14 protein-coding genes are annotated in these 13219 nt (G+C 45.4%); 3 read left to right on the forward strand and 11 right to left on the reverse strand.

Annotated elements, in window-relative coordinates; all coding sequences use genetic code 11:
• Positions 1-53 precede the first annotated feature (53 nt).
• The 4 genes from K0625_RS01860 to K0625_RS01875 all read right to left on the reverse strand — a co-directional run bounded on the left by K0625_RS01860 (position 54) and on the right by K0625_RS01875 (position 5004).
• Positions 54-1559, reverse strand: a complete 1506-nt coding sequence (locus K0625_RS01860; RefSeq protein ID WP_220108097.1) for a CoA-acylating methylmalonate-semialdehyde dehydrogenase — start codon at positions 1557-1559, stop codon at positions 54-56.
• Between the two features lie 85 nt (positions 1560-1644).
• Positions 1645-2835 (reverse strand): thiolase family protein, encoded by a 1191-nt coding sequence (locus K0625_RS01865; protein ID WP_220108098.1) that lies wholly within the window; start codon positions 2833-2835, stop codon positions 1645-1647.
• A 713-nt stretch (positions 2836-3548) separates the two neighbouring features.
• Complete coding sequence (metA, locus tag K0625_RS01870) at positions 3549-4493, reverse strand: homoserine O-acetyltransferase MetA (protein WP_220108099.1); 945 nt, start codon at positions 4491-4493, stop codon at positions 3549-3551.
• 79 nt (positions 4494-4572) lie between these two features.
• Positions 4573-5004 (reverse strand): YbaY family lipoprotein, encoded by a 432-nt coding sequence (locus K0625_RS01875; protein ID WP_220108100.1) that lies wholly within the window; start codon positions 5002-5004, stop codon positions 4573-4575.
• 193 nt (positions 5005-5197) lie between these two features.
• Here K0625_RS01875 and K0625_RS01880 point away from each other — a divergent pair, with 193 nt between their 5' ends.
• Positions 5198-5965, forward strand: a complete 768-nt coding sequence (locus K0625_RS01880) for an SDR family NAD(P)-dependent oxidoreductase (RefSeq protein WP_220108101.1) — start codon at positions 5198-5200, stop codon at positions 5963-5965.
• Positions 5966-6061: 96 nt separating this feature from the next.
• Here the strand turns inward: K0625_RS01880 and ompW are convergent, their stop codons facing one another.
• From ompW to K0625_RS01905, 5 genes are all read right to left on the reverse strand, one after another.
• Positions 6062-6718, reverse strand: coding sequence for an outer membrane protein OmpW (gene ompW / locus K0625_RS01885; protein WP_220108102.1), 657 nt, complete (start codon positions 6716-6718; stop codon positions 6062-6064).
• A 394-nt stretch (positions 6719-7112) separates the two neighbouring features.
• The gene (locus K0625_RS01890; protein ID WP_220108103.1) at positions 7113-7682 is read right to left on the reverse strand and encodes a nucleotidyltransferase family protein; all 570 of its coding nucleotides are present in this window, start codon (positions 7680-7682) and stop codon (positions 7113-7115) included.
• A 47-nt stretch (positions 7683-7729) separates the two neighbouring features.
• Positions 7730-8125, reverse strand: coding sequence for a YbaY family lipoprotein (locus K0625_RS01895; protein ID WP_220108104.1), 396 nt, complete (start codon positions 8123-8125; stop codon positions 7730-7732).
• A gap of 41 nt (positions 8126-8166) precedes the next feature.
• Positions 8167-9033: an acyl-CoA thioesterase II gene (tesB, locus tag K0625_RS01900; RefSeq protein WP_220108105.1), complete on the reverse strand. Its 867-nt coding sequence runs from the start codon at positions 9031-9033 to the stop codon at positions 8167-8169.
• Between the two features lie 113 nt (positions 9034-9146).
• On the reverse strand, positions 9147-10067 hold the full coding sequence (locus K0625_RS01905; RefSeq protein WP_220108106.1) for an SDR family NAD(P)-dependent oxidoreductase: 921 nt from the start codon (positions 10065-10067) through the stop codon (positions 9147-9149).
• A 579-nt stretch (positions 10068-10646) separates the two neighbouring features.
• On the opposite strand from K0625_RS01905, the gene K0625_RS01910 reads away from it, so the two are divergent.
• Together K0625_RS01910 and K0625_RS01915 are read left to right on the forward strand one after the other, a co-directional pair.
• The gene (locus K0625_RS01910; RefSeq protein WP_220108107.1) at positions 10647-11519 is read left to right on the forward strand and encodes a 1,4-dihydroxy-2-naphthoate polyprenyltransferase; all 873 of its coding nucleotides are present in this window, start codon (positions 10647-10649) and stop codon (positions 11517-11519) included.
• 90 nt (positions 11520-11609) lie between these two features.
• Positions 11610-11861 carry a DUF3624 domain-containing protein gene (locus K0625_RS01915; protein WP_220108108.1) on the forward strand — a complete coding sequence of 84 codons (252 nt, stop codon included), beginning with the start codon at positions 11610-11612 and terminating at the stop codon, positions 11859-11861.
• Between the two features lie 10 nt (positions 11862-11871).
• Here the strand turns inward: K0625_RS01915 and K0625_RS01920 are convergent, their stop codons facing one another.
• Both K0625_RS01920 and K0625_RS01925 read right to left on the reverse strand, forming a co-directional pair.
• A complete protein-coding gene (locus tag K0625_RS01920; protein ID WP_012325820.1) occupies positions 11872-12279 on the reverse strand; it encodes a VOC family protein in 408 nt (135 codons plus the stop codon).
• 51 nt (positions 12280-12330) lie between these two features.
• Positions 12331-13167: a class I SAM-dependent methyltransferase gene (locus tag K0625_RS01925; RefSeq protein WP_220108109.1), complete on the reverse strand. Its 837-nt coding sequence runs from the start codon at positions 13165-13167 to the stop codon at positions 12331-12333.
• Positions 13168-13219: the final 52 nt, after the last annotated feature.

Consider the following 13219-nt stretch of genomic DNA (forward strand, 5'->3'; position numbering starts at 1 on the left):
CACAGCTGTTTACTTCAGACCTGTTTACTTCGCTACTTTTACTTCAAATCTCTTTACTTAAGATCAATGGTCATATTTGGCGCAGCGTGCTCAGCTGTAGATATCTGAGACTCAAACCAACGAGAGGTGATGGTTTTAGTTTCCGTATAGAAGCGCACCGCTTGCTTGCCGTAGGCATGTTGATCGCCATAGAAGCTGCCTTTCCAACCGGTAAAGGAGAAAAATGGCAATGGCACAGGAATAGGCACATTGATCCCCACTTGACCGACTTCGATCTCATGTTGGTATTTACGTGCTGCAGCGCCACTGGCGGTGAAGATTGAGGTACCGTTACCATAAGGGCTGTTATTAACCACCTCTATCGCCTCTTCAAGAGTTTCTGACTCCATGCTGCACAGCACAGGCCCGAAGATCTCCTCTTTGTAGATGCTCATCTCAGTGGTGACCTTAGTAAACATAGTTGGCCCAACCCAGTTACCCGCTTCATAGCCTTCAACAGTAAAGTCAGAGCCGTCGAGTAAGCACTCAGCCCCTTCCGCCTTACCTTGCTCAATCAATGACAAGACTCGCGCCTTAGCCGCAGGGCTGATAACAGGGCCATAGGCCGCCTCTTTATCATCCCAAAGCCCAGGCTTAACCTTAGCAATAGCCTCTTTTAGCTCAGGGATCCACTCTTTAGCCGCACCAACAAAAATGGCCACTGAGAGCGCCATACAGCGTTGACCAGCCGCACCAACTGAAGCGCCGACTAAATTGTTAATCACTTGCTGTTTGTTCGCATCAGGCATAATAACGCAGTGGTTCTTTGCACCAGCAAATGCCTGCACCCGTTTTAAATTATCAGTACCTGTTTTATAGATATATTGGCCGACACCCACAGAGCCAACAAAAGAGATAGCCTTGATATCTTGATGATTTAGCAGCACATCTACCGCAACCTTGTCACCATGAATAAGCTGCAACACACCTTTAGGTGCTCCCGCCTCTTCAAACAGCTCCACAAGACGCTGTGGCGTCATAGGGTCTTGCTCAGAAGGCTTAAGCACAAAGGTGTTACCACAGGCGATAGCCAACGGGAACATCCACAGTGGGATCATCGCGGGGAAATTAAAGGGGGTGATACCCGCGCACACACCAAGGGGTTGAGTATAACTGTAGGTGTCGATGCTGCGAGCCACGTTTTCAACTGTCTCACCCATCATTAGAGTCGCAATATTACAAGCATGCTCAGCCACTTCAATGCCGCGCCACACATCACCTTTAGCATCGTCAAATGTCTTGCCCGTCTCTTGGGCCAGAATCGTAGCCAACTCATCGTGATGAGCTTTCAGTAGATGTTGGTAGTTAAACATCACACGGGCACGCTCCGATACTGGTACCTCTTTCCAGCTTTTAAACGCCTGCTTTGCACTGGCAATGGCGGTTTCAACTTCAGAAACTGTCGCCGCATTAACCACTGCAATGCTCTGATTATTTGCCGGATTCGTTACAGATATCTTCTGCTGTCCCTGACCTTCAATAAACTGGCCATCGATATAGTGTTTCACCTGAGTTGTCATATTGCTTCCCATTTGAGCTAGTTGGTACTGAGTAAGGTACGATTTTTGTTATATTATGCTTAGCTCAGTTATCTTGTTGATCTCTTTAAATCTCTATCGCCATCGCTGTCGCTTCGCCGCCACCAATACACAGTGATGCAACGCCGCGTTTTAAACCACGAGCATGGAGTGCATGGATAAGCGTGACTAATACACGAGCACCAGAGCAACCAATCGGATGACCCAGCGCACAAGCACCACCATTGACATTCACTTTATCGGCATCGATTGAAAGCTCTGAGATGGCAAGCATGGTCACCATGGCAAAGGCTTCATTGATCTCAAACAGATCCACATCATCAACACTCCAGTTCACCTTCTCAAACAGCTTATTCATCGCGCCCACTGGCGCGGTGGTGAACATGGATGGCTCCTGTGCGTGGGTAGTGTGGCCCTTGATAGTCGCAAGAACTGGTAAACCAAGCACATTTGCTTGCTGAGCCGTCATCAGCATCAGAGCGGCTGCGCCGTCAGAGATTGAGCTTGAGTTGGCCGCAGTAATGGTGCCATCTTTAGTGAAAGCTGGACGTAGGGTTGGAATTTTATCTGGACGGGCATTGCCTGGCTGCTCATCAATCTCAACGATAGTGTCACCACGGCGACTTTCTACTGTCACAGGGGTTATCTCATCGTTAAAGGCGCCAGTTTCAATCGCTTTATTGGCTTTCTCAAGTGAGCTTAGTGAAAAGGCATCCATCTGCTCACGGGTAAGTTTAAAATCATCCGCCGTCTTTTGAGCAAATGTGCCCATTGCGCCGCCGGTATAGGCATCTTCTAGGCCATCGAGGAACATATGATCCATCACCTTGCCATGACCCATACGCATACCGCCACGGGCTTTATCTAGCAAGTAAGGTGCTTGACTCATGCTCTCCATACCACCAGCAACAACGATACCAGCGCTGCCCGCTTTAATAAGGTCGTGTGCTAGCATCACAGTCTTCATGCCTGAACCACACACCTTATTGACAGTCGTGGCACCAACTGACAGCGGCAGTCCCGCTCCCAATGTCGCTTGACGAGCTGGCGCTTGACCAAGGCCCGCTGGTAGCACACAGCCCATCAACACTTCATCGACAGCATCAACAGAAACACCTGTTTGTGTTATCAAACCTTTAATGGCTGTGGCCGCCAGTTTTGGAGATGGAACCGTCGACAATGCGCCTTGAAAGCCTCCCATAGGGGTTCGCTTGGCGGCTACAATCACGATCTCTTGACTCAATTGCTCAGTACTCATTTTCCACTCCATCTTGGTTGTCTTACCCCAAGCCAGTAACCTTAGTCTTGACTAGATTATTTAGCTTGAAATATTAATCTCTATTCAAATAATAGCACTGTGACGTTTACGCGAACGTAAAGCAAGTATGTATCTTAAAGATCTACCAAAGTATTAGTGTGCAGATGTCACTCAAGATTTACAGCCTTAGCGTTAAGAGGATAATAGGCGAGATGAAAAAGCACCTGAATCGGTGCTAGAAATTTAGTATAAGTTAAGTTAAGTAAAGTAAAGTAAAGTAAAGTGACGCTAAACCGAGTTAAGCTAGCAGTGGATTAACTCTCATCACTGCACTCGACCTTGGGCAAGGAGCAGAGCTTAAACAATTAAAAGTGGATAAGCTCGATTGTTTTTTGATATTAAACTAAATGAAAGGAACTACTCGAGCTTCTTCAACGTTGGCCATATAGTTAAAGCAGGATGCGACTACGCGCAGCCTATACTTAATGAGTTAATGGTTATTATCGGCCAATAACTATTGGTGCTATGAATACAAAAACGGCTATCAAATGCCCACTAATTAACAGATACCTTAGCAAGTTACCTTTTCTTGATAGTTTATCATCCTTAAGTAACCTGTAATCAGCCTTCCAAAGAAGGCTGATAAAAAACACAAATAAACTCACTGAATCACTTACAAAGTGAAAAAAGATGATTTAAATTGAACACTCAACTTAACGTTTATTCTCCCAGGGAGTGATGCCACTCATGTCATCCAGGTTATAGGGGGTTAACTGGTAAACGTAATAGTTGAGCCAGTTACTGACCAATAAGCTGCCGTGGCCATGCCAGCGTGCTACAGGCTCCTTCTCAGGGTTATCATCTCTAAAGTAGTTTTGTGGCACATCAGGGTTGAGTCCCTGCTCCAGATCTCTGTGATACTCATCTTTTAGTGTTGATTTTTGATATTCAGGGTGGCCCATCACAAACAGATTACGGTTATTACGGCTCAGCACCATGTATGCCCCTGCGGTATCGGACTCTGTGAGCACTTGGAGTTCAGGATGCGCTTTAAGCTGCTCAAGACTCATCTCGGCAAAGCGAGAGTGTGGCGCTAAAAACTCATCATCAAACCCCCTAAGCAGAGGAAAATGCTGAGTGGTGCGGCGATGAACAAAAACCCCCGAGCGTTTCTGCTCAAGTAAGTTACGGTTTAAACCGTAAAGGTGAAACAGCGCAGCATGAGCGGCCCAACACAGAAACAAGACAGAGGTGACATGTTGCTGTGACCAATCGATGATCTCTCGAATATGATCCCAGTAGCTCACCTCTTCAAACTCAATCTGACCTAAAGGTGCGCCAGTAATGATCAAGCCATCATAATTTTTCTGCCTCACCGCTTCAAAATCACGATAGAAGTTATTCATATGATCAATGGAGGTGTGCTTCGACTCCTTGTCATGGATCCTAAGCAGATCAACATCCACCTGAAGCGGCGTGTTTCCCAATAATCTCAATAACTGAGTTTCTGTCTCAATCTTATTCGGCATCAAGTTCAAGATAAGCACCTTCATAGGACGAATATCTTGATTGGCTGCCCGAGTTTCAGACATCACAAAAATATTTTCAGACTCTAAGATCTCTGCCGCCGGCAGATCGTCGGGAATTTTAACTGGCATACTGCGCCTCTTAAATTCGTTAAACTCTGTCGAATCAGCCCCTCAACCCAATTACAAGTTCAGCGCCTATGAGTATCCACTAATGGCCGACTTTCTGAACTAGTACTGACATGGGCTCACTCGACCCTAAATCTATCTGATAAGCTTGCGTGTTGATGAACATCAATTTGCCATTTAGGCTGATATTAGCACCGACAGCATAGGTATGACCTTGTTCAAACTGGTCGCGATTGATCACAAACTGAAATGGCGCGGGTGTCGTGACATTGTCTCGCTCTATTTCAGCAATCACAACGGCAGGAGCATCCATCAGAGATACATCTTTAATCTGCACCGTTAGCACAGCTTCTTGGGGGAGCGCTATTCGCTCTTTAAACCAAATCTCTCCCTGGATCTCAACACCGGCATTAGGTGTTGCACACCCAGATAGCACTCCAGCAGAGATAATCCCTAACATCATCAATCGCACTCCTGGCGCAATAGATGAAACCGACTTAAGCCACTTTTTCATACGCTACACTCCCCATCATACATCAAGACTTCTGGATGTCTATATGTCCATAGTTAAAATTCAACAAAAATGTTACTTCAGTTTTTCGTTCAAGACGAAAGCCTAAGCTTACTCCACACTTCCAGCCCTTGCAGCTTGTCCTTATTAAGATATCTCCCTATCATAAGCTACCCTTTACAAGTCGAATAGCCTAATGACACAAGCCACAGCCATTATCGTGGGCGCAAGCTCACTTCTGAGTCGTGAAATCATAAAACAACTCTCAGAACAAGGTGTTGAACTAGCCCTGCTTGCGCAAGATCCTGACTCACTTAAGGACTTTACCGAAAACCTACCTAGTCCAGTGCAGGTTTTTCCACTCAACATCTCTGAGCCAGCCTCTATAATCTCCACCATAGAGAATGCGTGGCAGGCTGTCGGTGGCGCTCATCTGGTTTTAGTCAATACTGGACTTAACAGCTACAGCTCCGAGCTTCCCTGGTTGCCGGAACAAGATATCATCACAGTGAATGTTCAGGGTTTTGCCGCTATCTGCAACACTAGCTTTCGTTTATTTAAAACCCAAGGTTATGGCCAACTTGCCGCCATTAACTCCATAGCTGGCTTACGTGGTGGACCGAGTGTCGCTTACCATGCTTCTAAAGCATTCGCGACTAACTACCTCGAAGGTTTGAGCATGCATGCCCAAAGATTGAAGCTACCCATCACAATCACAGATCTTCAGCTAGGCTTGCTCGATAAAGCTGCCATGCAACAAAACAGGTTATGGTTATCGCCACCAAATGAGGTCGCAAGCCAGATAATTAAGGCGATGAAAGCGGGAAAGCGTAAGGTTTACGTGACTAAGCGTTGGCGTTTGGTCGCTTGGCTCACCAAGTTACTACCTGAGTTTGTCTATAACACTCGCCACTGGCGGACTAAAGCTGAGCGTAAGGCTGCCAAAGCACAAGGGAAAAAATAGTTTCGAGTTTCGAGTTTCGAAAAAAGCAAAGTAAAAAAGGAGCGATAAGCTCCTTTTTTAGTAAAATCTATACCAGTAATATCAGTGACACTTGATTTAGAAAGTGTAACCAACACTCACCATGTAAACCCATGGGTCGATATCAGTTTGAATCGTTACCGGTGCATCACCTAAGTTAAATTTCACGTCAGTATCAATCTGTGCATACCAAACCGATGCGTTGACAAGCCAGTTCTTATTGACTTGGTAATCGATACCCACTTGAGCAGCAAGGCCCCATGAGTTAGACAGGCTTAAATCCGTTAACGCACCGTCAAGGTCATTGGTAAACTCGTTGTCGAAGAAGTTGGTGAAGTTAACACCAGCACCAATATAGGGACGTAGCTTAGAGTCAGCAGAACCGAAATAGTATTGTACAACTAAGGTTGGTGGCAGTTGCTTAGTTTCAGCTATCTTAGTTGACACGCCACCAATATTTAGAGAAACATCGTGACTAAACGGTGTCGCAGCCAACAGTTCGATACCTATGTTATCAGTTAGCATATAACCAAAATTCAGACCTAGCTGAGTGTTGTTACTCACCTCAAATTCGCCAAATCCAGCAACATCATCGCTCGACTCATTAGGTGCAACCACAACCGCACCAGCACGAACGATAATGTCACCCGCTTGATGAGCGGCAACAGAAGAGGCAAAACCAGCAGAAAGTAGGGCGGCAGCAACTAAACCAGAAACGATATTTTTTTTCATCATACTACTCCATCAATACAACACGAAATGTCGTTATTATTATCAAATTCCTTACAATTGCGTGCATCCTGCCAGATAGCTGGCGGTAATTTATTGATCCAAATCAACAAATGCACTCACTACCTATTTATAGATACCCATACTTGATCGAGCTCACATTTTCAAAAGATGCATGTTAGATATCACTTTGTTTTTAGTGAGCGACATCATAATTTTCAATATTTTGCCAAATCGTCATCATCAATAGCCAAAAAAGCTGAGTTAACTTTTTAGTAACATGAAGTACAGGGAGCTTATTGAAAGAGGCTTGCTGATAAAGGTTTATTAAAAGAAGGTTATGAAGAAGAGTTTAGTCAGTGGCTCATTAGGAGAGTTCATTAAGGAAAGCCTTTTGTGGTCAACAGATCTCCAATTTAGGGTAGTAAGTTAACCATGCCTTCTGTGCTACTCGAGCCTCAAACAACTCAAAATCACGCTTGGGGTTAGGGGTCAACTTAAGTAAGAATAGGGAGTCGAAACCAAAGGCTGAAACCAGTATTAACTCATCTTGCAGATAGACGCCGACTGCCGTCTCCTGCTCAGGCCAGTAACTCATGGCATCCAGAGAGGAGCGATAAGAGGGATCACCATTACGGATGTGCATTCTCGCTTGATTCTTAACTGACCAAGGCAGCTCAGGAGCAAGTGCCTTAAGCTTCATCTCATAGGCTTTATCTGTCTCTTCAGAGATATCATCAGGCTCGAAGTAGATAACATCAATATCGGTTAGCGCTCGCCCCTGCTCATAACCGTGCAGCCTATCCCACACCAAGTTTCTAACAAATCCAGCAGCGATCATCCCTTGGGGCAGGTTTAAGTCTCTAACTAAAGTGAGTGCGCGCATTCTAATGGGATCTTTCACTATCCAATCAAGGAGCGTTAACTCATGGCTAAATAAGTCTTGTTCATTTTCTCTAGCTTGACTCACACCAACTCCTTAAAACAAAAAAGGAGCTAACGCTCCCTTTTATTACTTTATCTTGCGGGTACCGCTTTCATCAAGACCTCGGTGGTGAACTTATCGTTATTGATCACGGGGAAGCGGTCATAGGTTTGAAAAATCACCTGCCCCTGATATTGGATCATCGCCACCACACCATAGTTCACATCACCTTTGACCGTGTCAGCTGGAAGAATAAACTTAAAGGGAACGGGCGCTCTAGCAATATCAAAGCTCTTTTGCGCCATGATGGCACCGGGCGTGTCAAGGTCGATAATCGCAATGGTAATAGAGCTACCTTGAGGCAGATTAATTCTCTCAAGATAACCGGCGGCGCCGTTAACGATCACAGGCTGCTCCTCCTGCACCGTGACACACGCAGTTAAAAATAGGCAACAGATCAGTACCGCGCTTTTCATCAATTTAATCATTTCACAATCCTTTTCACTTACTTCAATGCTTCACTTCTAACCTAGTTATCACTCTTCATTCTGATCAAGCCTTCTTGAGTCGCCGAGGCAACTAACTGGCCTTGTCGGTTAAAGAACTGCCCCTTAACAAACCCTCTGCCGCCACCAGCATTAGGACTCTCATTGCTATAGAGTAACCAATCATTAAGATCCAATGGGCGATGAAACCACATCGCATGATCTATGGTCGCCATTCGCATTCCTGGAGTTAAAAATGAAACCCCATGGGGCTGAGCAGCCGTCACTAGGAAGTTAAAATCTGATGCATAGGCCAGCAGGTACTCATTTACCGAATGCTCACTAGGTACACAGCCATTAGCGCGGATCCAGATATGTCGTTTCGCTTCCCTAGCTTTAGGGTTAAATGGATTTTGTGGATCGACTAAGCGCATCTCTATCGGCGAGTCCGCCATAAACTTGTCCAACATCTTAGTCGGCACTTTATCCCTTAAGGTCATCGCCAACTCTTGCTGGTTCAGCAACCCATCAGGACCGGGCACATCTGGCATCAATGCTTGATGCTCAAACCCCTCTTCATGCTCCTGAAATGAACAGGTCATATAGAAGATAGGGCGGCCTTTTTGAATGGCCTTGACTCGTCTTGCGCTGAAACTGCCACCGTCTCGCATGATCTCAACATCATAGACGATAGGCTGCTTCTCATCGCCAGCACGTAAAAAGTAGGAGTGAAAGGAGTGGACCTGACGTGTGGGCGCCACCGTCTGTTTCGCTGCACTTAAGGCTTGGCCCATCACTTGCCCGCCAAAAACATGACCAAAGCCCAAGTCTTGGCTTTGACCACGAAATAAACCAACCTCTATCTGCTCCAATGAGAGTAACGCGAGCAGATCATCCAATACTTGACTCATTCGACCTCTAAATCCCCAATTCATCGACCCACTAGCTTAACTCAGATAACCTGGTTTAAGCTAGGATTTTACGGGTGAGGTTTTGGTTCAAATCCTATGAGTAAAAGGTATAACTATTCAATACTAATATGGTGTTCAGACGCCCCTCGCCTTGCCCAAGCTAATACCTGAGCTTCACCGCTATTATGCAGATTAACAGGCTGAGCGTGATGAAGCTGCTCCCAACCAGAGATCAACACCTCAGGCTTACAGGAGTCAGAATCAAGATACATAGGCTTAAACTCAGTAAACTGCCCATGACTAACACTGCCCGCAGCAGTTAATAGATGTTGGCCAGAGGGAGCCCCTGGGCTACAGAGAAACAGCATTGCAGCAGTTATCGATGAGGTGGAAAACAGGGGCTTAACCGATGATGCTAACCTATCCTTTGTCATTGAGGTCAACGCATGGGGCGTTAGGCTATTGACCTTAATATCATGTTCCGCGCCCTCCATATGCAGGCTATTAACTAGGCCTATCAAAGCCATCTTACTTGCACTGTATGAGGTTTCATACATGTCACCGTAGAGTGCGCTGGCACCACAGCTCATCATTACTCTGCCGTAACCTTGGTGTTTCATTTGGCTCCACACCGCTTTGGTCATGTAGAAACTACCGTTGAGATCGACATCTAACTGCTCCTGCCACATCTCAACGGTTAGGCTATCAAAGGTGCAGGAGCGATGTACGCCAGCATTATTGACCAAAATATCGATATGGCCCCACAGCTCGACAATTTCATCAATAACACGTTTCACCCCTTGATTGTCCCTCACATCAAGCTGGAACATGCAAGCCGTTGCCCCTAACTCTTCAATAGCCTTATGGCAGAAGATAAGGTTGGGAGAATCGATTCTGCCTCGTTTTTCACTTATCGAAACAGAGGTATCAATGAGCGCAACTTTAGCGCCTCTCTCGGCTAAGGCAAGTGCATAAGCTCTCCCTAAACCTGTTCCAGCCCCTGTAATAACGGCAACCTGATCATCAAAACGCATCGATACCTTTCCTCATTGAATAGTTCAATACCTAACCCAGAGCTCTGTTGAGAACAGACTCAGCCCAGCAAATCGACTAACCATCATATACCCAAGCGACCTCAAAATACTGAATCCTGCACCTTGAAGTTGTTTGGGTATAAGACCATAGGCCAATAAAATTTTCTTTGAGCGAGATAACAAAACCGCGCACAATTTCAACAATATAGCCAACATGACTTAGGTCTATTGAAAAGGTATAATGTGTGGCTTATACCAATCAGTATAAAGATTTGATCGCTCAGCGAGAATTTAGTGGTCCTGAGGCAAGGCAACGAGTGAAAAGCATAGTTATTCTACGGTTAAGCTCGTTAACACAGCATCAGCACCGCTAAAACTCGCCTGTAAGGAGTGTTTTTGGCTGCCTACTTCTGCGTTGAATGAGCTCATAAGGGAACAACCATTATGTCATCCATTCGCCTTGAATTAGGTTGCCAAAAAACACTCTGAGTAGATCAACTTCTTATACTGATTGGTATTATATTGCCTAGTAACTAATTACAGCTAGGCTCATCTCAACCTATTAAATCGATTAATTAAATGAACCCTTGGATACTGGCCATAAGGCCTCGCACCTTGCCAGCGGCAATTGGTCCGCTCTTAGTGGGCAACATATTAGCGCTGCAGTTAACCCAATTTAGCCCCCTCATCGCCTGTGTCTCTATGCTATGTGCTGTATTGCTGCAGATAGCCGTTAACTTGGCCAACGACTACTTTGACTTTAAGAGTGGCGTCGATACTGAGGAGCGATTAGGCCCAGTTCGTGTGACCCAAAGCGGACTCCTCTCCCCCACAAAAGTGCGTAATGCTATGTCTCTATGCCTACTACTTGCACTTTTGGTTGGCTCCTACCTTATTTGGCATGGTGGCTGGCCTATTGCCGTACTGGCTGCTGCCGCTATCTTAGGCGCTCTATGTTATAGCGGTGGTCCCTATCCATTAGCCTCTCACGGACTGGGTGAGCTTGCTGCGTTTGTTTTCTTTGGCTTAGTGGCAGTGGTAGGAAGTTATTATCTACAAGCGGGAGAGACCAGCGTTCAAGCTTGGATTTTAGGAGCGGCGATCGGCTCTCTTAATGCTGCCATCATGTTGGTCAATAATACCCGGGACATGGTCACAGACACTAAAGCAGGCAAACAGACATTGGCTGTTCGTCTCGGTTTAGGCCAAGCAAGAGTGCTTTATCAAGCTTTTGTCTACCTGCCTTTTGCACTTATCATCGCGGGGTTCTTTCTTGGGTTCCTTCCAGGGTTGCCGGTTTTACTAGCGGGACTGTCGCTTATCATCGCCCGTAAACTTAACACAGACTTTAGTCAGACCTCTGGAGCTGAACTCAACCCGCTACTGGGAAGAACAGCTAAGCTGACCATGATATTCAGCGCACTTTTTAGTATTGGCTTAGTATTTGTTTAACGCTGGCTTGGTATTGGTTTAAGCTAAAAAGATAAGCTTGAGATTGGAGCACCATAGACTTGATGCTCCATTTAGATCTACAGAGAGATTATGACCTGTAAAAACTGTAATAGCTCACTGTTTCAACAAAAGATAGGCAGATGTAAAAGCTGCATGTGGCAGTTAACCTTACTATCACTTATCAGCTGGCCACTGTGGTGGTACTTTTACTCCGATGCTCCCAAACAGATAAACTCAATCGCCCTACTGTTTTTTTGCACTGCTTTTACCGGTTTGCTCTCCCTGCACCTACTGGTGCTGGGTTATCGCACCCTCATTGACTGGTTTAATTCAAAGCGCTAAACAGAAAATACTAGTTAGCGAGTTTAGCTGGTAAGTGGAACTCAATCACATTGTCATCTGGATCTCTGATAAAGAGAAACATGGCGCCACTTGGAACAGTGATAGGCCCTTCGGTAACTGGGAACTCCAGTTCAGCTAGTTTTTCCTGCACGGCTTTAATATCATTTATCTCAAGTGCAATATGGGTGAAGCCAGTATGCTTGTTTGGCACATCCATCAACACATTAAGCACCTCATCTTCAGAGCCATTAAGAATAAAGTTAATATTGATCCCACAAGGGTGTTCCATCACTGCAACGGGTTCAGGTCCAATCGGCCCCTCAATAAACTCAAAACCTAGTTTTTCATAAAATGCTCGTGAAATGGCTAAGCTCTTTACTCTCAACCCCACATGATTAATTCTGACAATCTCTTTCATCTCACCCTCTTATTATTCTTAATTTATTCGCTACAACACACAATTTCCTCTTTAATCTGTGCTTTTATAAGCCATTAATTCAACAGGAGCAATATATCCGCCACGAATATTCTTGAGCATATTGTCTACCTTCACTGCTGTATGAGCCCCCATTAAAGTGTGTAACCCCAGTGGAGGTGGGCCTCCTTGGGCCTGATTACGCTCCTTCATCTTGCTGAAAAATTCGAGTCCAAATTCACGCCTTTCATTAATATCTCCCACAATAAATCCAGCCTGAATCAATGCAGCTTGATATTCATCTAAAGTACTTAAATGGCTGTAACTGGCCTCTGTCGCCCAAGGGACAGGATAAGCTAAAGCGCCGCTCTCCATTCTCATGATGTCATACAGAGCAAACGTACTTCCAGGCTTAAGCACTCGATAGATTTCACGAAATAGGGTCTGTTTATCCTTAATATTCATGCCAACATGAAATTGGGTGGCACCATGAAATTGACTATCTTCAAAGGGCATAGAGAGAGCGCTGCCTTGATATAAGCTGACACGTTCATCGAGCCCAACCCATTGAGACAGTACATTTCCGGTTTCAATATACTCGGCGGTCAGATCGATCCCGCAGACTCGGTTGTTAAAGTGATTAGCGATAAAACGAGCCGCGCCACCTAAACCACAGCCCACATCAAGAATATCTTGCTCTGCAGAGAAGTTAACTTGAGACAGAAGATGTTCGGTGGCCAATCGACCACCAATGTGGAACTCATCGACGGGAGCAATATCCGCTAAAGTGAGCTTATCAATGCTATTACCCTGCTTACTCAACGCAGCTTGAATTGCGCTGAGGAGCTCACCATGGGTGTAATGTTGTGAAACTAAGTTATCCGTAGCCATATGAGATCCTCAAACAAACCTAATTCATCTATTTAGACTAGATTTGCAACCC

Origin of the sequence: Shewanella nanhaiensis (assembly GCF_019457885.1) — a bacterium.
GTDB lineage: Bacteria > Pseudomonadota > Gammaproteobacteria > Enterobacterales > Shewanellaceae > Shewanella > Shewanella nanhaiensis.